The organism is Treponema berlinense (assembly GCF_900167025.1).
Taxonomy (GTDB): domain Bacteria; phylum Spirochaetota; class Spirochaetia; order Treponematales; family Treponemataceae; genus Treponema_D; species Treponema_D berlinense.
Map to the genome: position 1 here is coordinate 22,356 of NZ_FUXC01000008.1, position 23,818 is coordinate 46,173.

24 protein-coding genes are annotated in these 23,818 nt (G+C 39.0%); 17 read left to right on the forward strand and 7 right to left on the reverse strand.

Features of this window, described 5'->3' with window-relative positions:
- The 9 genes from B5D47_RS07285 to B5D47_RS07325 form a co-directional block, all read left to right on the forward strand.
- Nucleotides 1-1,109: DNA cytosine methyltransferase (locus B5D47_RS07285; RefSeq protein ID WP_234969964.1), on the forward strand; the 1,109-nt coding region annotated here is incomplete at its 5' end.
- The gene (locus B5D47_RS07290) at nucleotides 1,102-2,334 is read left to right on the forward strand and encodes a DNA cytosine methyltransferase (RefSeq protein WP_078931178.1); all 1,233 of its coding nucleotides are present in this window, start codon (nucleotides 1,102-1,104) and stop codon (nucleotides 2,332-2,334) included. The genes B5D47_RS07285 and B5D47_RS07290, both read left to right, overlap by 8 nt.
- Nucleotides 2,321-4,186: an AAA family ATPase gene (locus B5D47_RS07295; protein ID WP_078931179.1), complete on the forward strand. Its 1,866-nt coding sequence runs from the start codon at nucleotides 2,321-2,323 to the stop codon at nucleotides 4,184-4,186. Before B5D47_RS07290 ends, B5D47_RS07295 begins: the two co-directional genes overlap by 14 nt.
- A 63-nt stretch (nucleotides 4,187-4,249) precedes the next feature.
- Nucleotides 4,250-5,608, forward strand: a complete 1,359-nt coding sequence (locus tag B5D47_RS07300) for an LlaJI family restriction endonuclease (protein WP_078931180.1) — start codon at nucleotides 4,250-4,252, stop codon at nucleotides 5,606-5,608.
- Between the two features lie 59 nt (nucleotides 5,609-5,667).
- The gene (locus B5D47_RS07305; RefSeq protein ID WP_078931181.1) at nucleotides 5,668-5,886 is read left to right on the forward strand and encodes a DUF3791 domain-containing protein; all 219 of its coding nucleotides are present in this window, start codon (nucleotides 5,668-5,670) and stop codon (nucleotides 5,884-5,886) included.
- 9 nt (nucleotides 5,887-5,895) lie between these two features.
- On the forward strand, nucleotides 5,896-6,114 hold the full coding sequence (locus B5D47_RS11680; protein WP_078931182.1) for a hypothetical protein: 219 nt from the start codon (nucleotides 5,896-5,898) through the stop codon (nucleotides 6,112-6,114).
- A 356-nt stretch (nucleotides 6,115-6,470) separates the two neighbouring features.
- Entirely contained in the window at nucleotides 6,471-6,875 is a 405-nt protein-coding gene (locus B5D47_RS07315) for a helix-turn-helix domain-containing protein (RefSeq protein WP_078931183.1), read from the forward strand.
- Nucleotides 6,856-7,521, forward strand: a complete 666-nt coding sequence (locus B5D47_RS07320; RefSeq protein WP_078931184.1) for a hypothetical protein — start codon at nucleotides 6,856-6,858, stop codon at nucleotides 7,519-7,521. The genes B5D47_RS07315 and B5D47_RS07320 overlap by 20 nt, the downstream gene beginning before the upstream one ends.
- 293 nt (nucleotides 7,522-7,814) lie before the next feature.
- Nucleotides 7,815-8,573, forward strand: a complete 759-nt coding sequence (locus tag B5D47_RS07325) for a DUF4469 domain-containing protein (protein WP_078931185.1) — start codon at nucleotides 7,815-7,817, stop codon at nucleotides 8,571-8,573.
- A gap of 72 nt (nucleotides 8,574-8,645) precedes the next feature.
- Here the strand turns inward: B5D47_RS07325 and B5D47_RS07330 are convergent, their stop codons facing one another.
- The 3 genes from B5D47_RS07330 to B5D47_RS07345 all read right to left on the reverse strand — a co-directional run bounded on the left by B5D47_RS07330 (nucleotide 8,646) and on the right by B5D47_RS07345 (nucleotide 12,150).
- Nucleotides 8,646-9,446, reverse strand: coding sequence for an SDR family NAD(P)-dependent oxidoreductase (locus B5D47_RS07330; RefSeq protein ID WP_078931186.1), 801 nt, complete (start codon nucleotides 9,444-9,446; stop codon nucleotides 8,646-8,648).
- 54 nt (nucleotides 9,447-9,500) lie between these two features.
- Entirely contained in the window at nucleotides 9,501-10,808 is a 1,308-nt protein-coding gene (hisS, locus tag B5D47_RS07335; protein WP_078931187.1) for a histidine--tRNA ligase, read from the reverse strand.
- Between the two features lie 214 nt (nucleotides 10,809-11,022).
- Nucleotides 11,023-12,150: an N-acetylneuraminate synthase family protein gene (locus tag B5D47_RS07345; RefSeq protein ID WP_078931189.1), complete on the reverse strand. Its 1,128-nt coding sequence runs from the start codon at nucleotides 12,148-12,150 to the stop codon at nucleotides 11,023-11,025.
- A 67-nt stretch (nucleotides 12,151-12,217) separates the two neighbouring features.
- Between B5D47_RS07345 and B5D47_RS07350 the strand changes: the two genes are divergently transcribed.
- The 8 genes from B5D47_RS07350 to queA all read left to right on the forward strand — a co-directional run bounded on the left by B5D47_RS07350 (nucleotide 12,218) and on the right by queA (nucleotide 19,217).
- The gene (locus tag B5D47_RS07350) at nucleotides 12,218-12,730 is read left to right on the forward strand and encodes a TIGR03546 family protein (RefSeq protein WP_078931190.1); all 513 of its coding nucleotides are present in this window, start codon (nucleotides 12,218-12,220) and stop codon (nucleotides 12,728-12,730) included.
- Nucleotides 12,730-14,235 (forward strand): hypothetical protein, encoded by a 1,506-nt coding sequence (locus B5D47_RS07355; protein WP_078931191.1) that lies wholly within the window; start codon nucleotides 12,730-12,732, stop codon nucleotides 14,233-14,235. The genes B5D47_RS07350 and B5D47_RS07355 overlap by 1 nt, the downstream gene beginning before the upstream one ends.
- Nucleotides 14,236-14,348: 113 nt before the next feature.
- On the forward strand, nucleotides 14,349-14,936 hold the full coding sequence (locus B5D47_RS07360; RefSeq protein WP_078931192.1) for a hypothetical protein: 588 nt from the start codon (nucleotides 14,349-14,351) through the stop codon (nucleotides 14,934-14,936).
- Nucleotides 14,937-15,042: 106 nt separating this feature from the next.
- Nucleotides 15,043-15,783 (forward strand): YebC/PmpR family DNA-binding transcriptional regulator, encoded by a 741-nt coding sequence (locus tag B5D47_RS07365; protein ID WP_078931193.1) that lies wholly within the window; start codon nucleotides 15,043-15,045, stop codon nucleotides 15,781-15,783.
- A gap of 58 nt (nucleotides 15,784-15,841) precedes the next feature.
- A complete protein-coding gene (gene ruvC, locus B5D47_RS07370; protein ID WP_078931265.1) occupies nucleotides 15,842-16,453 on the forward strand; it encodes a crossover junction endodeoxyribonuclease RuvC in 612 nt (203 codons plus the stop codon).
- A 9-nt stretch (nucleotides 16,454-16,462) separates the two neighbouring features.
- Nucleotides 16,463-17,071: a Holliday junction branch migration protein RuvA gene (gene ruvA, locus B5D47_RS07375; RefSeq protein ID WP_078931194.1), complete on the forward strand. Its 609-nt coding sequence runs from the start codon at nucleotides 16,463-16,465 to the stop codon at nucleotides 17,069-17,071.
- A 3-nt stretch (nucleotides 17,072-17,074) separates the two neighbouring features.
- Nucleotides 17,075-18,121: a Holliday junction branch migration DNA helicase RuvB gene (gene ruvB, locus B5D47_RS07380; RefSeq protein ID WP_078931195.1), complete on the forward strand. Its 1,047-nt coding sequence runs from the start codon at nucleotides 17,075-17,077 to the stop codon at nucleotides 18,119-18,121.
- A 40-nt stretch (nucleotides 18,122-18,161) separates the two neighbouring features.
- Nucleotides 18,162-19,217 carry a tRNA preQ1(34) S-adenosylmethionine ribosyltransferase-isomerase QueA gene (queA, locus tag B5D47_RS07385; protein ID WP_078931196.1) on the forward strand — a complete coding sequence of 352 codons (1,056 nt, stop codon included), beginning with the start codon at nucleotides 18,162-18,164 and terminating at the stop codon, nucleotides 19,215-19,217.
- Here queA and B5D47_RS07390 read toward each other — a convergent pair.
- The 4 genes from B5D47_RS07390 to B5D47_RS07405 are packed head-to-tail and all read right to left on the reverse strand — an operon-like array spanning nucleotide 19,210 to nucleotide 23,816.
- Nucleotides 19,210-20,013 (reverse strand): FAD binding domain-containing protein, encoded by an 804-nt coding sequence (locus B5D47_RS07390; protein ID WP_159443507.1) that lies wholly within the window; start codon nucleotides 20,011-20,013, stop codon nucleotides 19,210-19,212. The two genes, queA and B5D47_RS07390, sit on opposite strands and share 8 nt — an antisense overlap.
- Nucleotides 20,000-20,491: a (2Fe-2S)-binding protein gene (locus tag B5D47_RS07395; protein ID WP_078931198.1), complete on the reverse strand. Its 492-nt coding sequence runs from the start codon at nucleotides 20,489-20,491 to the stop codon at nucleotides 20,000-20,002. Before B5D47_RS07395 ends, B5D47_RS07390 begins: the two co-directional genes overlap by 14 nt.
- Nucleotides 20,492-20,494: 3 nt before the next feature.
- On the reverse strand, nucleotides 20,495-22,624 hold the full coding sequence (locus tag B5D47_RS07400; protein ID WP_078931199.1) for a xanthine dehydrogenase family protein molybdopterin-binding subunit: 2,130 nt from the start codon (nucleotides 22,622-22,624) through the stop codon (nucleotides 20,495-20,497).
- Complete coding sequence (locus B5D47_RS07405) at nucleotides 22,614-23,816, reverse strand: DegT/DnrJ/EryC1/StrS family aminotransferase (RefSeq protein ID WP_078931200.1); 1,203 nt, start codon at nucleotides 23,814-23,816, stop codon at nucleotides 22,614-22,616. Before B5D47_RS07405 ends, B5D47_RS07400 begins: the two co-directional genes overlap by 11 nt.
- Nucleotides 23,817-23,818 lie beyond the last annotated feature (2 nt).

Below are 23,818 nucleotides of genomic sequence, written 5' to 3' on the forward strand. Positions count from 1 at the left end.
AAAACGTCCGTTTAAAGGGCCGGGAAAATGATAGAAAACTCAATTGTATAGACCTCTTTTGCGGTTGTGGCGGACTATCCAAAGGCTTTTTAGATGCCGGATACAACGTACTGCTTGGTATTGATAATGACACCGCAGCTCTAAAAACATTTGAAAAAAATCATGGTAATGCAAAAGTACTTCAATTAGATCTTTTTAATCATGAAAACATAAATGAAATTACAAATTTTCTGGAACAAACAAATCAGAAACTTGATGTCTTGATAGGCGGACCTCCTTGTCAGGGATTTTCTATTGCAGGTCCAAGAAATATGAATGACAGACGTAATTTGCTTTACGTTGCAATGGTGAAGCTTGCGGAGCGGACAAAACCGCGTGCCATACTTCTTGAAAATGTTCCAGGAATGCTTCAAACGAATGGCGGAATTGGAGCAAAACGAATTGTAAGCGATTTTAAAAAAATAGGTTACAACATGATTCCAAAATTGCTATATGCACCTGATTTTGGAATCCCTCAAATCAGAAAAAGAGTCTTTTTTGTTGGACTAAAAAACAATTCTATAAATTTTGAATTTCCGACCCCTGTTTTATCAAAAGAAAATTATATCACTTGTGAAGATGCGATAAGTGATTTGCCTGCGCTAATCGGTATTTATGGTGATGATATTCAAAAATATCCGTCAGAACCAAAAACTGATTATCAAAAGGAAATGAGAAAAAAATCCAATGAGATTCATAATCACATTGGAACGATTCATGATCCAAAAACTGTAAAAATGATTTCCCTTGTTCCAGAAGGGAAAAACTATAAATCCTTACCAGAAGAATATAGGGGGCTTTATAAATATCACGAGGCTTTAACCCGTTATAACAGCAAAAAGCCTTCATTGACAATAAATACAGGTCATAGATCTCATTTCCATTATAAATGGAATCGGATTCCGACTGTCAGGGAAAGTGCAAGGCTTCAAAGTTTTCCTGATGATTTTATTTTTTATGGAAATAAATCTCAACAGTATAGGCAAGTCGGAAATGCTGTTCCGCCGCTTTTAGGAAAAGCAATTGCAGAACAATTAAAAAAATATCTTCAGGACAATAAAGATGACTAAGTATAAATTCTTGGACATCTTTGCTGGTTGCGGTGGTCTTGAAGATGGTTTTTTGCAAACTGAGAAATACATTGATGTCGGTGCTGTAGAATGGCTAAAGCCTCAAGTAAATACGTTACGAAATCGTCTGAAATCAAAATGGGGAATTTTAGATTCAGAAGAAAGAGTTTTGCATTTTGATATCCAAAGAGAGAAAGAGCTTTTTTACGGCTGGAAAAATGATACGGAATATGGCTCTTCAATAGGTCTGGATTCAATAGTAAAAAAATCAGAAGTAATAGATCTGATAATAGGAGGTCCTCCTTGTCAGGCTTATTCTGTTGCAGGACGCATCAGAGATGAAAACGGAATGAAAGATGATTATAGAAATTATCTATTTGAACATTATTGTTCTATCGTAAATAGATATAAGCCAAAGTTGTTTGTATTTGAAAATGTTCCTGGAATTTTAAGTGCGAAACCAGATGGAACCCCAATAATAGAACGTATACGAAAAGGGTTTTCTGATATTGGATATGAAATTGTTGAGAATTTATCTCTTGCAAAAATTGACGCTTCAAATTATTCAGTTCCTCAAAAGCGAGAAAGAATTGTAATTGTAGGATTATCAAAAACTTTTTTTGCAAATCCGCAGACAACATTACAAAAATTCTATACACAGATTCTTCCAAAATATAAAGGAAAAAAAATAATTTCTGTAAAAGAATCCATAGATGATTTACCAAAATTTGAACCATATTTTGATGAAGCTCATCATAAGAAACATATTGCCTATAAAGTACCGGAATGTTCAATTTCGTGGCATGAACCGCGTTATCAAAATCCTAGGGATATGGATACATTCAGAATACTTGCAGAAGATGTTTCGTCAGGACGTTTTGATTATGATTCAAAAAAAATTACAGAACTTTATGAACAAAAAGTAGGCTCCAAATCTCCTATTCACAGATACCATGTGCTTGAGCCTAATAAGCCTAGTACAACCATCATTGCTCATTTATATAAAGATGGAAATCGTTTTATTCACTATGACCCAAAACAATGCAGAACTATAACTGTTCGAGAGGCTGCAAGACTTCAATCATTTGATGATGATTTTGATTTTATAGGGAATAGAGGAAATGCCTATCAGATGATTGGTAATGCTGTTCCTCCCAAATTAGCGAAAGCAATAGGAAATGCAATTTTTGAACTGTTGGAGGAAGTTAAATATGTTTCATTATAATTTTACAAATGATTTACGAATAAGCAATCTTGATACTATTTTGAAAGAATCCGCCAATGCTTTTTTAACAGATACTGTTCCACCTGCAACTATTGATAAGAGCAAAAATAATAATTTTATGACACTTGGTTTTTATTTCAATTTAAAAGCAAAAGGCAATTGTGCGAAATTAGCTGCAAGTGGAAATATTAAAAAAGTTGTTTTAAACTTCATAAAAAAATTCCAGTTCCCTAATGTCAGAACTTCTTCTGATTACGAAAATTCTATATCAGACAAAATTTTGCTTGCTCCAATGAGGGATATTGTAAAACTTCTTCATATTCTTTCTATGATTAGTTATAACGATGCATTTCTTACTAAAGATGAAATTATTAATTTCATCTTTTACAATGAAGACTTAGCAAAAAGAAAAAATTATAATCTTCTTAATACTGCTAATCAAATTCTCCAATATAGAAAAGATCATAAAATTCCTGCAAATGTTGATACAACAGAAAGTAATCATATTTGGAACCAGCCGGAAAGGCAGATTAGAGAAATGCTAAAAACAGTAAATTATACTGGTTGCTTTTTGGAAGATGAAAATGGAATAAAATTAAAATCTGATGGAATCACAAGAGATAACGAAGCTGATTTGTTTGAGATTATAAATTGCAATTCATATTGGACAGGTGAGACTTTGGAGGATTATCAAAAATACATGGACGAGATATTTATGAATGACGAAGATGATAAAAATATTTTGCAGAATATAAGTTCTAACTCTTACACCCCAAACTCCTCCCAAACCATCTACTACGGAGTTCCCGGGTGCGGAAAAAGCAATAAAATTGATGAAGAAACAATAAATACCTCTGATGAGCAGAAAATGCGGGTTGTGTTTCACCCTGAATACACAAACGCTGATTTTGTCGGGCAGATTTTGCCGACCAATGTTGATGGAAATGTTGAATATAAGTTCCGACCCGGACCATTGTCAAAAATTTTAAGAAGAGCTTATCTCCATCCTGATAAAAAGTATTACCTGATTGTTGAAGAAATTAACCGTGGAAATGCGGCTGCGATTTTTGGAGAATATTTTCAATTGCTTGATAGAATTGCTGCTAAAAAAGAAGTTCCTGCTAATGGTTATACTTATACAGAAGGTTGGAGCAGATATTCTATAGAAAATGAATTTATAAACTGGTATATCCGTGAAAATTTGTATGCCGATGTAAGTCATAAATTGCAAAATGAAGACGATGGAATTGCAAAAAAATCTGATGATGAAAGTCAGAAAGCCATTGAAATAGGAAATCTTCATTTTTCAGCCAACACAGGTATCCGTCTTCCTCCAAACCTTTCAATCCTTGCCACTATGAACACAAGCGACCAGAATGTTTTTATATTGGACAATGCTTTTCAGCGCCGCTGGGATATGGTTCTGGTAAAAAACGAATTTGGAAAAGCAAAAACTGAAGAAGAACAAAAAAATGTTGACCAGCAGAAAACGGCAAAAATAGGAGATTCTCAAATTACTTGGGAAACTTTCCAGAAAACAATCAATGAGAAAATCTCGCAGTTTTCTAAGGAAAACAATTTTTCAAGCATGATAGACAAGCGGCTTGGCTGTTGGTTTGTCAAAGCTGTTCCTGATAAAAATGATGCAAATGGAAAATATATTATCACTGAGGATTCATTCAAAAACAAAATCCTGAAATATCTCTGGGACGATGCGTTCAAATTCTGCCACGAAGATGTTTTTGAGGATGCTGATAATTTTGAAGCTCTGCTTGAAAAAGTAAAAATGGATAATCCAGACTTCGGGGTTTTCAAGAATGTTGATTTTTCTGAGAAAGAAGAAGAAAACTGATACGGTTCGAGTTGGCGACACGAACGCAGTGAAACGAAATAAAGGGAAGCGCCCTGAAATAAAATGAAGAACAAAAATGAAATGAAATCAAGAAATTCCCTCTCCTCCTGCTGCGTTTATTTTGGCGAAGATAAAAGTGATGCCGAAAGTCTTTCTGAAAAATTTGTCGGACTAAAGTGTACTGACGGAAAACTGAAAATCTATTTCCCTGTGGGCTACAGAAAGCCCGACGAAAAAAATAATTCTCCTGCCGAAATAGAAAAAGAAGTCCGCAGAAACATTTTGAACCTTATTCAAATTCTGCGGAGATTCGGAGAAAAGGAAGATAATCTTTCTGCCTTGCCGCTGCCTGTAAAAAATCAAAAGGTGGATTTTCCGATTCACGCGTATCTTTTTATAATCCGCGATTTTTTGTCAAACGGCTATTATGTCCAGAAAGAAACGCTGTATTCAAAAACTCCGGGCGGAAAAGTGAGCTGGAACCGCACAATAAAAAGTGTCAAGCCGCAGTTTTTGGATTTTCAGCCGTTTTATTTTGATTTTATAACTCAAAAGATAAATTACAGCCAGACCGAGCTGATTTCCCAAATACACAGATTTTGCGTCCACGAATGTTTTTCAAAGCTCGGATTTCTGTTTTCCGGTTTTATGCCCGAAAAACCGGAGCTCAAGCTGAACAAAAATCTTTTTGTTGCTACGATAAAAAAGGCGGTGGCTCAGACTTTCAACGAGAACAATCTGCTTCTTTTTAAGAGTATGCTGGATGTGCTGAATTTCCTTGATGAAAACTCTGAAAATAAGGAATTTATTTACGGAACACAAAATTTTCATATCATCTGGGAAAAAATGATTGACTGCATTTTCGGAGAATCAAAAAAGGAAAATTTTTATCCAAAAGTTTATTGGAAGCTTAAAAACGGAAATGGCAGCGAAGAGCGTTATTATTTTAAGACGGATGAAAAACGCAACACACTCCGTCCTGATACGATTATGATTACAAACCGCGGAAAAAAACGGCAGAAAATTTTTGTACTTGACTCAAAATATTACCGCTACGGAGCGACTGGCATAAAAAATCATCTTCCGGACAGCGCGAGCATTGTAAAGCAGTTCGCCTATGCTGAATATATAGAAAAAAACGCTTCAATTCCAAGCGATGTAAAAAACAACCGGACTGAAAATTCGATTTTCAATGCCTTTATTATGCCAGCCTGCACAGAACAAATCAAAAACATCGGCTATGCGAGTGCGGATTACATTTTGACGGAAAAAGATTCTTCCGATGTTTCCTGTGTTCCAGAAAAATCCTGGCATAAAATCCACGGAATCCTTCTTGACACTAAAACGATAATGGAACACGCCGCGAAAAAAGACAACGAGCTGATTGATCAGCTTGCGGCGGCGATTGAAGAAAATCGCTGAGATATTCTCTTTTTATAAAATCAATAGAATCTTCCCTGTTCCCATGCTATAATAGCCCTATGAATCTTGAAAAAGACAAGACTGAATACATTGTGGCTTTTGTCAGCGAGTTCGCAAAAAAATATAAACTTTCCGAAAAAGAGGCTTTCAATTATCTTGACCGCTTTAAGGCTGTGGATTTTTTGGAGCGGCAGTACAACATTGCGCACACGCTTTCATTTTCACAGATGGTTTCTGACGTCGCATTTTTCTGCAGAAAAAACGGAGGCGGGCTTTAAAATTCCTCAATGACCGTTTTTGAATATCAAATTGAATGTACCACCCGCGACCTGGCGGACAAGCTTGTCGGGGATTTTTCCATGACTGTTCCACAGGCTCTGCGTGTTGTATATAATTCAGAAACTTACGAAAAGCTTATAAATCCCAAGACAGGTCTTTATTTTCAGAGTCCGCTTTATGTATACGACTTTCTTAAAAACGAGGTCCTTACCGGAAAAATGTCGTAACTCTCTCCACAATTTTCAAATTTCCACCTCCCATTCTGTCTGTACATATTTCCCAGCTTGGCTGTATAAGAGCCCCAGCCAGATTGTGCTTACGCCCCAATCATACTGTATAGCCGCCCCGGTTTGTCTGTGCCGCTTATACAGTTTGTCTGGGCTTGCTATACAGTCAGTCTGTAGCTGCTGTACAGTTTGTCTGTAGTTAAAAAGGTTTCTTTTTTTAATAATATTTACAAATTTGTGAAAAATATTTTATAAATTGCTTGATTTATTTATAAAACTGATATATATTTTACTTAGATGCTAAACGAGAAAGAATCCAAAAGGTTCATTAAAGCCTTAGAACGAGAGGTACATTTATGGGAGTAACGGCGTTTGGAAAAATTTTAAGGAAAAGAAGAATTGATTCTTCAGAAATTCTTGGGGATATGGCAAAGCGGCTAGATGTAAGCGCGGCTTACCTTTCTTCAATTGAAAACGGTCTGCGTGAAATTCCGGACTCTTTTGTTGAAAAGATTTCAAAGGAATACGGTCTTTCAGAGGCAGAAAAACAGGAGCTTGAAGAAGCTCAGGCTCAGTCAAAGGGCAGTGTGAATGTTCCTCTTGGTGAGCAGAAGGATTCAAGTGAATATCTTGAAACCGCTGTAATGTTTGCCAAGGATTTTTCAAAGCTTACAGAAAAGCAGGTAAAAATGATGAAAGAAATGCTTGAAAAGTTTCAGGCGGAATCTTCGGGAGAGAAAAATGGAAGTGGTGCAGTATGAGACACAATTAAAAGACGTAAAATATTCAGAAACTTTAGTTCTTTCTGAAGACGAGATTAAAATAGCTTCTTTCTGGAGCCACCTGCTTTGCACGGCTACTACGAACCAGAAGTTTGACCCGCTCTTTGTAATGGAAAACATAATTCCCCGTTTTGACAGGACTTTCAACTATCTTATTGAGCCGCAGGATTCCTGGAAGCACGGAAAAAATGTTGCGGCTTTTTACAATGCGGCTCAGAACGTGATTGTCATAAGAAGCGATGTCTACGAAGGCGCGCAGAATGGAAGCTATATCGACGTGATTACGGTTGCGCATGAGGTAGTGCACTGTATCCAGTCGATTATCTTGAGATTCATTAGAATTTTTGAGTGCGCGGAATTCAAAAAGAAGCTTTCAAAAATCAAGGCTGAACAGATTCAGGAGCATGAGTTTCAGACTGATTCAATAATGCGGCTTTTGTTCTCTCCGGAAGAAATCACAAAGGGCAGAACCCAGGAGGAGGTTCTGGATGAGTATGTGCTAAAGCCAGTTCTTTCGCTTCTTTGCATTCTGATAAAGAATGTAGGAAAACAGTTCCTGAATTTGCTAAAGGAAGAGAATGCAAAAAGTCCTGTCTTAAATCAGAACTTCCTGGAGGCGGTCTAAAATGAAAAAGAAATATTGTTTTTTTAGGAGGAAGCGGATGCACAATGGAATTGCCGGTGCTCTTGCAAAAAAAAACTTGAACCTACGCCAATAGATTCAAGCTTTGCAATATTAAGTCAGGATATGCCTAACTAAAAAATAACTTTGTATATCCTACTTTTTATTCTGTCTTTTTGCAAGAGCCAGAACAGCGTGCCGGTAAAATTAGATTGTTAAAATTGCCGGCTAAAACATTGCCGCATGGCAAAAAATCAAAAGGCCCTTCACGCCATAAGTTGAAGAAGGATATATAAATGGAAAATATTTCTACATTAGAAAACAGCTCATCCTTGGTGAGCATAACATTAAAAGAAAACAAATTGAAAAAAGACGGAACTTATTACGCTACTGTAACGCGCAATAAGGCAAGCTTCAGGAACATTCTTTCAGAGATTGCGGAAGAAAACAAAGGAATTGACCCGTTCATTCTGCAGTACTGCGCAATTCTTCTGCAGAAGAAAATCTTAAAATTTCTTGAACAGGGGAAAGCCGTGAACATTCTTGACCTTGGAACTATGTACATTGCAATGGAAGTTTCTGCAAAGTCAAAAACTGAAGTTCCGCAAAACGGAAAGTTCAAGGTAAGGTTTTCTCCTACAAAACTTACAAGCTCTTCTTTGCAGAAGCTTAGCATTGATAAAATTGTCTACAACGACAAGTCTCCTGAAATTGATTCTGTGACAGACATCAGCACTGAAGAAGAGAATGTTCTTTCGCTAGGTGCACCGGCAAAAATAACCGGCGCAAACCTTAAGCTTGGTAGCGAAGAAAGCGGAATCTATTTTGCGGCTATTAGCTCAGATGAAAAATTGGAAGATTCTTCTACTTGGACAAGAATTGATGATTCAAAAGTATTCCGCAACAAGCCTGCGGAGCTGAATTTCTTTGTGCCGCAAACTTTGGATTCTTCTAAAGAATACAAAGTTGTAATAAAAACAAACTACATTTCCGCAAGCGTTACCCGCAAGGAAATTTTGGAGTCCGTCAGCAGCGCTGTAAAAATAAAAGAATAACAACGTTGTAGGAACCTCAGTTTTCGCCCGGTTTCAACAAATTCTGCAAAGAACCGGGCTTTTTTATTTCTTTTACGGTCTTAATCCCATTCCGCCTTCAAGTGTGATTGTCTCGCCGCTCATGTATTTAAAGTCAGGGGAGGCAAGCTGTACGCAAACCCGGCCGATTTCTTTTTCTACGTCGCCGAAATGTCCCATTGGCGGTGTTTTTACGTTTGCTTTGAATGCGTCCGGATATGCTTTCTGGAATTTTTCCAGCTGGGCTGTCCAGGCAAGAGGGCAGATTATGTTCACGTTGATTCCGTCCGGTGCCCATTCTGTTGCGGCGACGCGTGAAAGTCCGCGGATTCCTTCTTTTGCGGCGGCGTATGCGCACTGTCCGTAGTTTCCGAATAATCCGGCTCCAGAAGCAAAATTGATTACTGTTCCTTTTGTTTCCTTTAAATATGGATAGCAGGCTTTCATATAGTAAAATGCCGCGTACAGTCCTGAATAAAGAGCCAGATTGAACTGGTCTGTTGTGTGTTCTGCAAGCGGAACTCCGGAAGCCGAGGCCTGGGCATTGTTTACAAGCACGTCAATTCTGCCGAATGTTTCTGCGGCCTGCTTTATAACGTCGTTTACAACCGCTTCGTTGTCCGCTCCCGCGTTTACGTCTGCCTGCACGGCAAGAACCTTTATTCCGTATTTTGATTCAAGGTCGGCTTTTGCGTCGTTTAATTTTTGAAGGTTGCGTCCTGTAATCACAAGGTTTGCGCCTTCTTTTGCGTATGCTGTGGCAATTCCGTATCCGATTGAACCGCAGCTTCCGTCGCTCAAAACCGCCTTTCCGCCGCCTGTTATAATTGCAACTTTATCTTTTAAAAATCCCATAGTTTCTCCTGATGTGTTTTGTTTTGCTTTTTTATCAGATAAAACTATCCAAGACTATTTTTCTGAAAGAATTTTTTCTGCCGCCTGTTCAACCGTCAAATTTTCAAACTGCTCGCGTGTGGCGAGTTTTTTTAAGGTCAAAACATTTTTTTCGGCTTCGTTTGTTCCGATTAAAATTCCCCATGGGACTGTCTTTGCATCTGTTACTGCATATTGCTGCGCCATTTTTTTTGCTTCCGGAAAAACTTCTACGTTGATTCCTTTTTGGCGCAGTTTTTCTGCAACTCCCTGATAGTGAACCGCAAGCGATTTATCCATGCAGTAGATTTCTACATCGAGATAGCTTCCTTTTTTGCCTGTTTTTCCAAGCTGCTCAAGACCTGCAAGAAGACGGTCGAGCCCGATCGAAGCTCCTACGCCAGGAAGTTTTGTTTTTGTGTAAAGGCCTGCAAGGTTGTCGTAGCGTCCTCCAGAACATACTGAGCCGATTGACGGAAGTTCGTTTAAGAAAGTTTCGTAAACAACGCCGGTATAATAATCAAGTCCGCGTGTAATCGAAGGGTCCAGAACGTAAGTTGCCTCAATTCCTGCCGCCTTCATCATATTGTAAATATCGCGCATTCTCTGGCTGTCGCTGTCTTCTCCGCCTGCCATCTGCTCAATCATGCTCAAAGTTGAGTCAAAGTCGGTGGAGCCGGAAATATATGTCAAAATCTGGTCTGCTTTTTCTTCGGACTGTGTATATTCAACAAGTTCTTTTTTTACTTCTTCTTTTCCGACTTTTGCAAGCTTGTCAACTGAACGCAAAATGTCTTCTGATTTTTCTGCAACGCCGAGTTTTGCAAGAAAACGGTTAAAAATTCCGCGGTGATTTACGTGAATCGTAATGTCTTTTACTCCGATTTCCGCAAGAGCTGCACGCATAATGCTCAGAATTTCAAAATCAGCCGCAGCTGAATCCGAGCCTACTGTGTCAATGTCGCACTGTATAAATTCGCGGTAACGTCCAGCCTGTGGTTTTTCGCCGCGCCAGACTTTTGAAAGATGGTATCTTTTAAAAGGAAAATAAAGTTCGCTCTCGTGTTCTGCTGTAAAACGCGCAAAAGGAACAGTCAGGTCAAAACGCAGGGCAACATCACGTTTTCCGTTGTCCAAAAATCTAAAAACCTGTTTTTCTGTTTCGCCGTTGGATTTTCTCAAAAGAATCTCAGAATATTCGAGAACTGGGGTGTCGATAGGAACAAAACCGTATGAGCGGTAAACCTTTGTAATTTTTTCCATAAGTCCGGAACGTTCAATTTCGTTTTCCGGTAAAATGTCGCGGAAGCCTTTAAGCACGCGCGGTTGAATTAAACTAGCCATAATTCAATATGATACAAAAAAAAAACACTTTATACAAACAAAAAAAATTGGAGCGCATTTCCTGCCTGCGACCGTCCCTGCACAGTTACGCTGCCGCTTCATCCGCTTTGCGGACGCTTGCGCGCTGTTCCGGCACGGGCTGGAATTTGTCCCTTCATGAACAGTTTTTTGTCCGCACCTTTTTGTCGTTTCGTTTTCTTTTTTTTGAAAGCCCTTATTCAGCAAAATCTTCAAAATTAACGCCAGAGCCGGCTTTTACTTCGTGTTTGAGCGTTTTTCCTGTAATTTCTTCAAGAAACTTCGGGCTTATTCCAGGCGTTAGAACCTTTTCTGTCCGCAAAACCGCGACATCTCCGTTTTTTATTTTTTCTCCAGCTTTCATGTCGTTTATAAAATGCAGGCTCCGGTTTGTGCGTCCGTAGTTTTGTTTTTCGGAAGGCGCAAGTTCCTTTTTTCCGCTTCCTAAAATTTTTTCGACGCGCTCTTTTCCGTAAGTTTCGCCCATCTGCCTGATTATTTCCATTTCGCCTTTTTCTGTTCCGTAATGCCTCAGAACCGCATCGCTTTGGTGGACTGTGTGGCACATAAATCCGAATTGTTCCGCTGTAAGCGCCACTGGATCGTCAAGTCCGTCGGTTTCTTTGCTTAAGGTTATGTGCTTTTCAATCATTTTTGCGCCCTGGCTTACCGCAAGGCAGGGAACCAGAACAGGATCGAGGGAATGGTCGCTGACTCCGCAGCCGATTCCAAATTTTTTGCTTAGTGTTTTTATTACGCGCAGGTTGTATTCATCTTCGGGAGCCGGATAAAAAGTTATGCAGTGCAAAAGTGTAATTTGCTCTGTTCCCAAAATGTCAATCGCGTTTTGAATGTCTTTTAGTTCGGAAACTCCGCTTGAAATTATTACAGGAACTGATTTTTTGCCGTTTTTTTTCTGTTCGCAGCGGAATTCTGCAAGCGCTTTTAAAAGCGGAAAATGGTTTAGTTCCGGGCTTGCAATTTTTACGTAGTCCGGCTCAATTTTTAAAAGTTCTTCAAGAGATTTTAGTCCAAAAGGCGAGCAGATAAATTTTACATTTTTTGAACGGGCGTAATCACTGCATTTTTTGAAAAATTCGCTTTTTACTTCGAGAGCCTTAAAACGGTCGTAAAGCCGCACTTTTCCGCCGGGAAGCTCTACAAAACCTGTGTTTGGATGCAAAATTTCGTCAGCATAAACCCATTGAAATTTTACGGCGTCCGCTCCGGCTTCAATCGCCGCGTCCATAAGTTCTACGGCTTTTTCAAAATTTCCGCCGTGTGCCGTTCCGATTTCTGCAATTATAAAAGTAGAATTTTTCATAAAAGTCCTGATTTTTATTCTTTTTATTTAATTGTAACATTTTAAACTGTTGTGGTAAAATGAAAGAATGTTAAATAAACTTATAAAACTTTTAAAGGCTTTTAACGGCAATGTAAATCCTGGCGAAATCGCCCATGCCTTTGCCTGCGGCGCAATTCTTGGTCTTATGCCAAAGAATAATCTTTTATGGTATTTGGTCCTGGTTTTTATTCTTTTTGTAAGGATAAATAAACCTTCCTATCTTTTAATGATTTTGCTCGGCTCTGCTGTTTCGCCTGCTTTTGACGGTCTTTTTGACAGTATCGGCTACTGGTTTTTGACTCTTCCTTCGCTTGCTCCTTTTTTTGCGCGTCTTATCGAAATTCCTTTTGTCGCGTTTACAAAATTTAACAATACAGTCGTAATGGGAAGTTTTTTGTGCGGAATCCTTCTATATATTCCTCTTTATGCATTTGCAAGACTTCTTGTTTTTGTATGGAGAAAATACGCGGCTGACTTTATCCGTAACTCAAAAATATTCAAGGTTATAAATAAACTTCCTTTGATTTCTAAAATTGCTTCAATGGCGGGAGAGCGGTAATGGCTGAAAAAACTAAAAAAATAAAAAAAACAAAGGCTCCAAAAACCGAAAAAAAATATCCGCGCTCAAAACTTCCTTCGATTTTTAAAAAAGCATATTCTTCTAAAAAGTTTGAAGGCAAAATAGAAAAAAAACTCTATGTTCCTGCCGACAAGACTTATGTTTCTTCACTTTTTAAGCAGTCGAAGGACAAAAAGGGCAGGGATGTTCTTCGTGTTCCTGCTGAATGTGAATTTACAAAAAAAGAAATAAAGCGCCTTAAGCTTCTTGCAAAACAAATCAAGGCAAACAAAGGCAGAATAAAGGTTGTTCCTTTTATTGCGGTTGCCGCCGTAATTGCTGCGCTTGGAATTACAGTAACTATTTTTAAAAATCCTGTTGCAAAAATCGCGATTAGAAGCGGAATGCAGGGAATCTTTGGCGCAAAGTGCGATGTTGGTTCTGTAGATATTCAGTTTTTTGATTCTCATGTTACCATCGAAAATTTTGCCCAGGCTTCGAGCGATGATGAATTTAAAAATCTTTTTGAATTTAAACGCCTCGATTTAAATTTCAATCTGACAAATCTTTTGCTGGCAAAATTTCATGCTCAAAATATCGAAATTACGGGAATTGAGCTTGGTACAGAGCGAAAAACGAGCGGAAAACTTGCCGTAAAACCGAAAGATAAAAAAGAAAAGGCAAAGAAAAACGATTCGACAGGTTTTTATGATTCTCTAAAAGAAAAAATCGGAACTGATCCCGACGCCGCAAAAAAAGCGATTACGGAACTTTTTACAATGTATGATCCGACGGCAATTGCAGAAAATATAAAGGAAAATCTCCAGTCGCAAAAAGTTGCAAAAGAAGTCGAGGAAGAATTAAAGGTTCTTGTCGAAAACTGGAAAAATAAACCAGACGAGTTAAAAAAGAGTGTTGAAGAAGTTCAGAATGCGACAAAATCGCTTTCAAATTTGAATGTTTCTAAGGTAACTCCGGCAGAAATTCCTTCTCTCCTAAAACAGATTGAACAAGCCGGTTCTACCGTAAAAAAAGCAAAGGCCGATATGGAAACAACTCTCTCTTCTTTTGAAGGTGACCAGAAAAAAATAAAGCAGCTGCAGAAAAAACTTGAAGATTCAATCGCTTCTGACAAAAATCTTCTTTCTGCCCAGGTTTCTGTTCTTGATCCAAAAAAAGCAAAGTCGGCTCTGAACGATTCTATAAACCAGGCCGGATACGCGCTTTTAGGGCAATATTATCCGTATTTAAAAGATTTGATTTCCTATGCTTCTTCAATGAAGGCTTCGGGGGCAAATTCTAAAGAAAGAGAAAAGGCCAATAAAAAAGCGGTCGAAAAGGCAAAAAAAGAAAGCAAACGTTTTGCCGGTCGTTACGTTTATTGGAAAAAAGACACTGTTCCAAAGCTTCTTATCGAAAAAGTTCATGGTTCTGGTAGCGGAATTGAACTTTTTGCCACAAATATTTCAAGCGATATGAATAAGCGCGGCGACCTTGGATTGTAAAGGGCAGTGTAAAGAAAAGTCAGTGTGTTCACAATGCCAATCTTACGGTTGACGCAAGGTCAGGAACAAAAGCGCATCTTGTCGAAGCCGGATATTCTGGAAGCAACTTCCCTTTGACTTTCGATTTGTCAAAAAAAGGCGGTTCGGACGTTATTGAAAAAATTGAAGGAAAATCGACGGTCAGCGCATCCATTGCTGCGGATTCGGATTTTAGTTTTTCTGGAAATGCAAGACTTAATATGAATCCTGCAACCGTAACTGGCGGAGAACTTGGCTCAGAAACTGCAACGAGAATTTACACGACCGCGCTAAAATCAATCAAGTCTCTTAATCTTGGAGCAGGTTTTTCTTTTAGTGAAAAATCAGGCGTTGGTTTAAAACTTGATACGAATTTTGACACTCTTCTTGCAGATGCAATTTCCAGCGTTGCAAATGCCGAATTTGAAAATGTAAAAAAAGATGTGGCTGCAAAGTTGAATGAGCAGATTGCTTCTTCAGAAACTGCAAAGAAATATATTTCTCAGTTTGGCGATATTTCTGCAAAGCTTAACGGTCAGAAAAACAGTTTTGATTCTATTTCAAAACAGCTTAACCAAAAACAGTCTGAACTTAAGAAAAAAACTGGCGATGCTGCAAAAAACAAGGCTTCTCAGGCCGCTTCAAATGCCGCAAGTTCTTTCTTAAAAGGATTGAAAAAATAAAATGCTAATATGCTGTTGATAACAGTTTGGTTTTATGTTAAACTACAAAATCTAAACTTGTTTGTATATTATAAAGCCAAAAGATTGGCTTTTTATAGGAGTTATCATGTCAGGACACAGTAAATGGGCAACCATTAAACATGCAAAAGGTATTGCAGATGCTAAACGCGGTAAACTGTTCACAAAATTCATTAAGGAAATTTCAATTGCCGCAAGAATGGGTGGTGGAGATCCAAACTCAAACCCACGTCTCCGTACTGTAATCATTAAGGCTCGTGCAGCTAACATGCCTAAAGATAACATCGAACGTGCTATCAAAAAAGGTACTGGTGAAGACGGCGCAACATCTTACGAAGAACTTGTATACGAAGGATATGCTCCGGGCGGAGTTGCTGTTCTGGTTGAAGTTCTTACAGACAACCACAACCGTGCGGCCGCAGATGTTCGCAATATTTTTACAAAATCAGGCGGAAACCTCGGAACTTCTGGTTCTGTAAGCCGCATGTTCCAGCGCAAAGGTACAATCGAACTTGATGCTGAAAAAGTAAACGAAGATGAAGTTATGGAAACAGCTCTCGAAGCTGGCGCAGACGACATTGTAAACGAAGATGGAGTTATCACAGTAACTACAGCTCCAGACGCATTCTCTGCTGTTGCAGATGCTCTCGCGGCAAAAGGTTTTGAAACACTTTCTGCTGACGTTGGCATGGTTCCAGACGCTTACACTGCTGTTGACAAGGATACTGCTGCAAAAGTTCAGAAACTTATCGACCGTCTTGAAGACAACGATGATGTTCAGAACGTTTACCACACAGCTGAATATCCAGAAGACTTTGAGATGGAGTAATCCTTAAGACTTTTTAATCAAAGTTTTGCAAAACCACGGGCTTTCCCGTGGTTTTTTTATGGCTTATGATTTTTGCTGTGTAAAAAATATTTTTCAGTGTGGTTTTATTTTGAAAAAGTTTGAAGAATTGCCCGGAACAAAAATTTTTGAAAAAACTGAAAGTTCTCCAGTTAAGGATTCTCCAAAAATCCGGCGTGTAATCGGTATCGATCCTGGACTTGCAAACACTGGTTTTGGAATAGTTGATTTTTTTAGCGGCCGCTACAGAATGGTAAGTTACGGTTGCATTACGACAAAAAGTTCTGACAGCCTTTCTCAAAGGCTCTTAAAAATCGCTTCAAGTTTGCAGGCTGTTATTGATGAATTTAAGCCGACAGAAGCTTCGATGGAAGAGCTGTTTTTTGTAAAGAATATTACATCTGGAATTTCTGTTGCGGAGGCTAAAGGTGTTTGTACGCTGATTGTCGCGCAAAATTGTATTCCTCTGTCAGAATATAAGCCGAATCAAATAAAACAGGCTGTCACCGGAACTACAAAGTCGGACAAAAAACTTGTCGAAAAATATGTAAAAATTCTTCTCGGTCTGGAAACTGAGCCAAAACCAGACCATGCGGCTGACGCTCTTGCAGGCGCAATAACACATCTTCATTACAATTTAAAAATCTGCTAGAATAAAACTATGTTCAACTCTATTACTGGAACAATTACCGGCAAATTTCCAAAACAGCTTTTTTTAGAAAACAACGGCATTGAATGGGATATAAATATTCCGGATTCAAATCTTGACCTTTTGCCGCCTGTTGGCACGGAAGCTAAAATTTTTACGTGGATGCAGCATACAGATACTGTTTTTGCGCTTTTTGGTTTTGCAAACGAGAACGAGCGTTCTTTTTTTCTTGATTTGCTCAAAGTTGATGGCGTCGGTCCTAAGGGAGCTGTAAAAATTATGAGCAGTGCTCCATCTTCAACTCTTATGGATACTCTTGAAAGCGGAGATGTCGCGCTTTTGGAAAAAATTCCTGGTGTAGGCAAAAAAACTGCCGGAAAAATGATGCTCGCCTTAAAAGGTAAGCTCACATTGCACGAAGATTTGCAGACATTTACTGTTCCTAAGTCCAGCGCTTTTTCAGATGTTATCTCTTCGCTTGTCAGCATGGGATATGACAGAAAAACTGTTGAACAGAAGGTTGCTGAGCTTTCTGCAAAACTTGAGCCGGACTTTAACGGAAAATCTCAAAAAGAAAAAGAAGATATGATTTTTAGAAAAATAATTGTGGAGCTTGCGTAGATTATGGACAGCATTGACAGCGAAACAGATTTTTCAGCAATTGTAAGAGCGGACTTAAAAGACGATGAGGTTCAGGAAAATTCCCTGAGGCCTCAGTTTTTGTCAGATTTTCTTGGGCAGGAGTCTGTTAAAAAAAATCTTTTTACTTTTATTCAGGCGGCAAAACTTCGCGAAGAACCGTTGGATCACCTTCTTTTAATCGGTCCTCCAGGTCTTGGAAAAACAACCCTCGCTCAAATTACAGCTCACGAACTTGGCGTTGATTTTAAGGTTACGAGCGCTCCTGCTTTGGATAAACCTAAGGATTTGGCTGGAATTCTTTCAACTATAACTCCGCGGACTGTCTTTTTTATTGATGAAATCCACCGTCTAAAACCTGCAATCGAGGAAATGCTTTACATTGCAATGGAAGATTTTGAACTTGACTGGATTATCGGTCAGGGCGCGGCGGCAAGAACCGTCAGAATTCCAATTCCTCCTTTTACGCTTGTTGGCGCAACGACAAAGGCAGGTTCTGTTTCCAGCCCTTTAAGAAGCCGTTTTGGTTTTATTCCCAGATTTGAATTTTATACTCAAAAGGAGCTTTCTTCGATTATTCATCGCAGCGCAGGAATCCTTGAAGTTTCAATTGATGATGATGCGGCCCTTCTTTTGGCAAAATGTTGCCGTGGAACTCCACGCGTTGCAAACCGTGTCTTGCGCCGTATGAGGGATTTTGCTCAGGTTGAAGGCCGGAATAAAATCACCTTAAAAATTGTCGAAGAAGGTCTTAAGCGTTTGGAAATTGACTGCCTTGGACTTGAAAAATACGACAGGGAAATTCTTCTTTCCATAATTAAAAAATTTGGTGGAGGTCCTGTTGGCGCGGAAACTCTTGCAATCAGCATTGGAGAGGCGCAGGACACTCTTGAAGATTATTATGAGCCGTATTTGATTCAATGCGGTCTTATTCAGCGGACGCCGCGCGGAAGAATTGTCACTTCAAAAGCCTATGAGCATCTCGGTCTTGAGGTAAAAGACAATTCAAACGGGCAGGCTTCCTTGTTTTGATTTTGACAAAAACTGGCTTTTTATTGGAGAAATATAAAAAATGAAACTTAGTGATTTTAAATTTGATTTACCTGAAGAACTTATTGCTCAAAAACCGTCTGGAATTCGCGGCCAGGACAAGCTTATGCTTTTAAACCGCGAAACTGGCGAAGTTCAGCATTTAAAGATGGAAGATTTGCCGGATTTAATTTCTCCAGATACATTGATGATTTTTAACAATTCTAAAGTTCGCCGAAGCCGCTGCTATGGAATAAAAATGAGCGAAAAAGAAGGACAGGGCGGACGTGAGCAGGAATTTATGTTTTTAAACCAGATGACTCCGGACTTAAAAACCTGGCATACGATGGTAAAAGGCGCAAAAAAAGTAAAACCTGGAAACAAATATTCTTTTTTTGACGGAACAGTCGGAACTATTATAGAAAATGAAGGTGATGAAGGTTCTGAATTCCGCACAGTAAAGTTTGAAATTCCTCTTGATGACAGCTGGTTTGAAAAAAACGGACATATTCCGCTTCCTCCGTATATTCGCCGCGAAGACGATGATACAGATTCGGAACGTTACCAGACAATTTATGCCAAAGAAACCGGAAGCTCTGCTTGTCCGACCGCCGGATTGCATTTTACCCAGGAAATGTTTGAAAAACTTGATGCAAAAAAAATCGAACGATGTTTTGTAACCTTGCATGTCGGACTTGGAACCTTTCTTCCTGTCCGTTCAGAAAATATAGAAGAACACAAGATGCACAAGGAAGTCTATTCAATTCCTTTCGATGTTGCTGAAAAAATAAACCGTGCAAAAAAAGAAGGACGTCCGATTCTTGCAGTCGGCACAACTTCTGTCCGGACACTCGAATCGGCGTCAGACGAAAATGGTTTTGTAAAAAGCGGTTCTGGTGCAACAAGTATTTTTATGTATCCGGGATATAAGTTTAAGTGCGTAAACCAAATGTTTACGAATTTTCATACTCCGGAAAGCACTCTGATTATGCTTGTAAGCGCCTTTGCCGGCCGTGAGAATATTTTAAACGCCTACAAAAAAGCCGTGGAGCAAAAGTACCGCTTTTTTTCTTACGGTGACTGCATGTTTATTAAGTAAGCTGTTCAAGAGAGTATTTTACGAGATTTAAAAACTGCGCTCTTAGGATTGGCGGAACTTGCTTGTTCTGGCAGGTTTCGTCGTAGAGTTTTTCCGCGGCTTCCACAAATTCGAGAATCGCGTTTTCGCTCAAAGGAAGGCTGGCTCCTAAAAGCCTGTTTTCGAGCTCAAGGCTGCGCAGAGAAAAAGGTCCTGCAAATGCTATTTTGAGGTTTGCAATCTGGTTTTTTACAGTGTCCGCAAGAAAAACAAAGGAAGCGGAATTTTCTGTTATAAGGTGGGCAGGTCCAAGTCTTTTAAAAACGGCAACTTCCCACTCGCCAAGCGGAAGAATTATTTTTGAAAGGACAAAATTTTCAGGAACTTCGCTGAATTTTGTCATTGGCAGGTAAATTGTTTCCGTTTCGCTTTTTAGTTCAAGTTTTGCGTCAAGAGCGACAAGCGGAGCAAAGAGCGTGTATCGGTAGTTTTTTGCGCAGATGTTTCCTGCAAGGGTTGCGATATTTCTAATGTTTGTGTTTGCAATTGACTTTACGGCTTCGTAAAAAACAGATGGGAGTTTTGCCGGATCGATTTCGAGAATCTGTGAAAGTGTAATTTCCGGACCAAATTCAAAAAAACGTTCGTGCTTTATTGAATAATTTAATTCGCGGATATTGCGGACGCAAAGTGAAATTTCCGGAAGTTTTTTGTCCTGCGTACAGCCGCTCATAAGCTGAATGTCTTTTATCGATTTTTTTTGATAAAAAATATCGTTCAGTGTCTTTGCGTAATAAATCTGCTTAGATTTTAACATTCTTTTTTCTTCCTTCGCGTTCGTGCCGTGCTGCGGTTGCATAAAGAATTCCGTTCATAAAAACTCCCTGTTCCGTGCAGGAGCATTTATCTTCTGTCGTAAGTTCAATTAACTGGGCTTTTGTCGGACGGTAATTGTCTTTTAAGAGCCTGTAGACCGAAAAATACTTGAACGAATTGCAATATCCGCACAAATTCATTCCGGCTTTTAAGAAGCCTGTTTCAATGTCCTTATATTCTTTGGATTTAGAAAAATATTCAAGTGTTTCTATAGTGCAGTCTTTTACGATTCCAACGGGAATCAGGCAGCTTGAAACCGGCTTGTCGTTAAGCAGAACTGTGCAAAAACCGCACTTTCCTGCTTCGCAGCCGATTTTTACAGAAATAAGTTTTTGCTTTCTTAGTACAAAGAGCAGTTTTTCGTCCGGATTTTCATCAAGAATGATTTTTTTTCCATTTATTGTTACAGGAATTTTCATTTTTTATTTTAACTCCGTCGTTTCTTCTGAATTTTTATTTTCTTCTGCTTCTTTTTGTTTTTCCCAGTTTTCTTTCAGGCTTTTTGTGAGCTTAAAAACCGTATCTGTCTGAACCGGCATATTCGTAATTGTTTTTCCGACAGCCTGAGAAAGGGCAGAAGCATAAGCGGCAGGCAAAAGAGAGGCTGCAATATCTCCAAGTTGTTTTGGCTCATCGTTTGACTGCATAAATTGAATCGAAATTGAAGATACTGAAAGCTCATCGTCTTCAACAAGTTCCTTCAATCCTTCTTGAATTGAATTTTTGAGTGATGTTTCTGCCGCGTGGGGATTTAAAATTTTTCCGGCATCGGCAATAAACCAGATTCCGCGCAGCTGCGGTGAATAAGAAGCAGAATCAAGTTCAATTTCTGCAATCATAGCGGCAAAACTTGTGGAAGAAAACGGATATCCGCTGAATGTTTCTAAATCCCAGCTTTTTCTAGGATTTACAGAAAAACTCTTTTTTATTGTCACCGGAAATTCTTCATCTGCAGTTTCTGTTTTTTTTGCAAGCTTTCGAACTAAGGCTTCGCAGGCTTTTTTTATAAGAACAGAATTGATTGAAATTGAGGCGTTTGTTGTCTGTGGATTTTCCGGTTCTGAGTCAATGCTGTAATTTGTGTTCAAAAAAATGTTTTCGGCAGGAATTCCTGTAATTTCGGAAGCGGTTTTTTGCCAGATTTGCCATACATTTTTTGAGCTCGGCATTCCGCGGATATAAAGTTTTTTGTCTTTTGTGTAGGAAAGCTCTATATTCAGATTCTTTTTTATAAAATTTGAACCGAGGTAGGCAGTTCCTTCGTAAGCGCATGCAAGCCCGATTCCTCTCAGTGGCGGTGCGTAAGGAGAAGCGTTGTCGTGGTCAAATCTGTAAGTGTCTTCCATTTTGTAAACCGCATTTTTCCGTAAAAATGTTCCAGTCCGGCAAATGGCTTCGAGAGCCTCTTTTGATTTTCCTGTCTCGAGAATGATTTTTGAGCGGTTGTGCCTGTCTTCGATTTTTAGATTTAAAATACGCAGTTCAAGAGGGTCGATTCCTGTTTCGCGGGAAATTTTATTCATCTGATTTTCTACGGCATAAAACGCTTTTGAAGCGATTATCGAAAAATCAATTGATGACGGAATTGAGTGGCTTTTGTAAATGTTTGAAGTAATTTTTATATTTGGACATTTGTATACTCCGATTGCGGCGATTGCAAGTCTGTCGGCAATTTCCTGCGCAAAAGGATTGTATGCTCCGGCATTCACGTGAATTAAAATGTCCATAGATTTTATGAGCCCGTTTTTTGCAACGGCGGTTTTGTGCCTGATTTTTACGGAAGATGTATTTTCTGCAAAAATCTGCTGCTCGGTTCTTGTAAATTCAAGTTTGACTGGTTTTTTGAGTTTTAGGCAGGCGAGGGCGCACTGACAGCAAATTAAGGTGTTGAGCCAGATTATGTCCGTTGTCTTTGAAAGAATTTTTGTTCTTGTTATGTAGATATTTTCTTCTGGAAAACCTGTCACGTCGGAAAGATTTTTTCTTAAATTGCTAATCCAAAGGTTTGGAGAAGAAACATAGAGGTTTTGACCTTTTATGTAGCAGAAAACTCCGTTTGTTTCTGTGTAATTTTGAAAATTTATGTCGGATTCCCATTCTTCTTCAATCAGGGAGTCTTCTTCTTGAAGCTCGTAGTCCTGGCCGTATTTTACTTCGCGTTGTGCAAGAATATTTGAGTTCTCGTTTTTTTCTTCGTAGTAAAAATGCTCGTCAATATTCATTTTTAGGTTTTTGCTCAGAATCCGCACAGTTTTTTTGTCTGGACCGGTAATTATTCCTATTGCCTGGCCTGTGTAGTCAATGTCTTTTTCGCAGAAAACCGGAATGTTTGTTCCTGAAATTTTTATGTTCTTTTTGAACGGAAGGTCTTCGCGGCTGTAAAAATTATAGCCTTCCGGCAGTTCTTCCGTCAGAATTTTTATGATTCGTCCTTTTGGAACAGGGCTGCGCACGACCGAAGCGTAGAGCATGTCATCTTCAAAAATGTCCGAATAAAATTCGTCTGAAAAGATGAGTGTGTTTTTTGGAAGAATTTTTCTTTTAGCGCACATGAAACTTTTCTCCGGCAGATTTTACTGTTTTTATGACATAATCAGTCATTTCTTCGCTCATATCAGGCCAAAGAGGCAGTGTAATCGTATTTTGGTAATGGCGCTCGGCGTTTGGAAAATTTTCCGCTTTAAAGTCTGGATATTTTTTCTGCCAATACGAAAAATGGAAGATTGCAATAAAGTGCATTGAAATTCCAAGTCCGTTTTGTTGAAGCTCTTTTGCAAATACATTTCTTGTGCAGTTTAATTTTGAAGGATTTATTTGAATCAGATAAAGATGCCAGGCGTTTCCTTCGCCGTCTGGAGGCAAAGTCAAAAAATCACAGTCTGAAAAAGCTTTATTGTATTTTTCGACGATTTTTTTTCTTTTGAATTCAAATGATTCTGCTTTTTTTAGCTGAACCCGGCCGATTGCGCTCAAAATGTCTGGAAGATTTGCCTTAAATCCTGGAGCTATAATGTCATATTCCCAGGAGGCCTTGTCGCTTGTGTAGCGATCCCAGGCGTCCCTGTCCATTCCGTGAAGCCTCATCTGGCTCATTCTCTTTGCAAGAAAATCGCTGTTTGTTGTGACCATTCCGCCTTCGCCAGTGGTGATTGTCTTTGTCGCATAAAAAGAAAATATTCCTGCGTCGCCTAAGGTTCCTGCATAGCCGTCTTTTGTTTTGCTTGGAAAAGAATGGGCGCAGTCTTCAATGACAAAAATTTTGTTTTGTGGAGTTGAGTATTCTTTTGCAATGGCACAGATTTCCTTCATATTGCACAAATTTCCTGCAATATGAACCGGAACAATCGCCGCAACAGTTTCTATTTTTCCGTCTTTTTTGAGCTTTTCCAGAACAGACCTGATTGAATCCGGCGAGATTGAATATGAATTTTCTTCAATATCTGCAAAATAAACGTCTCCATTCAGATGAACTGCGCTGGCGGCGGTCGAAACAAAGGTGTAGGGTGTTGTAATTACAGCTCTTCCGCTCTTTACTCCGCATGCTTCCATAGCAAGAATCATTCCGTTTGTATTTGAATTGACCGCAAGAGCGTGTTTGCATCCTAAAAAATCGGCAAATTCTTTTTCAAATTCGTGGGTTATTTTTCCTGTCGTAAGCCAGCCTGAATCAATAACGCTGCAAACTGCATCTTTTTCTTCCTGCGAAAATGAAGGCTTAAAAAAAGGAACTTTTAATTCTGACATAC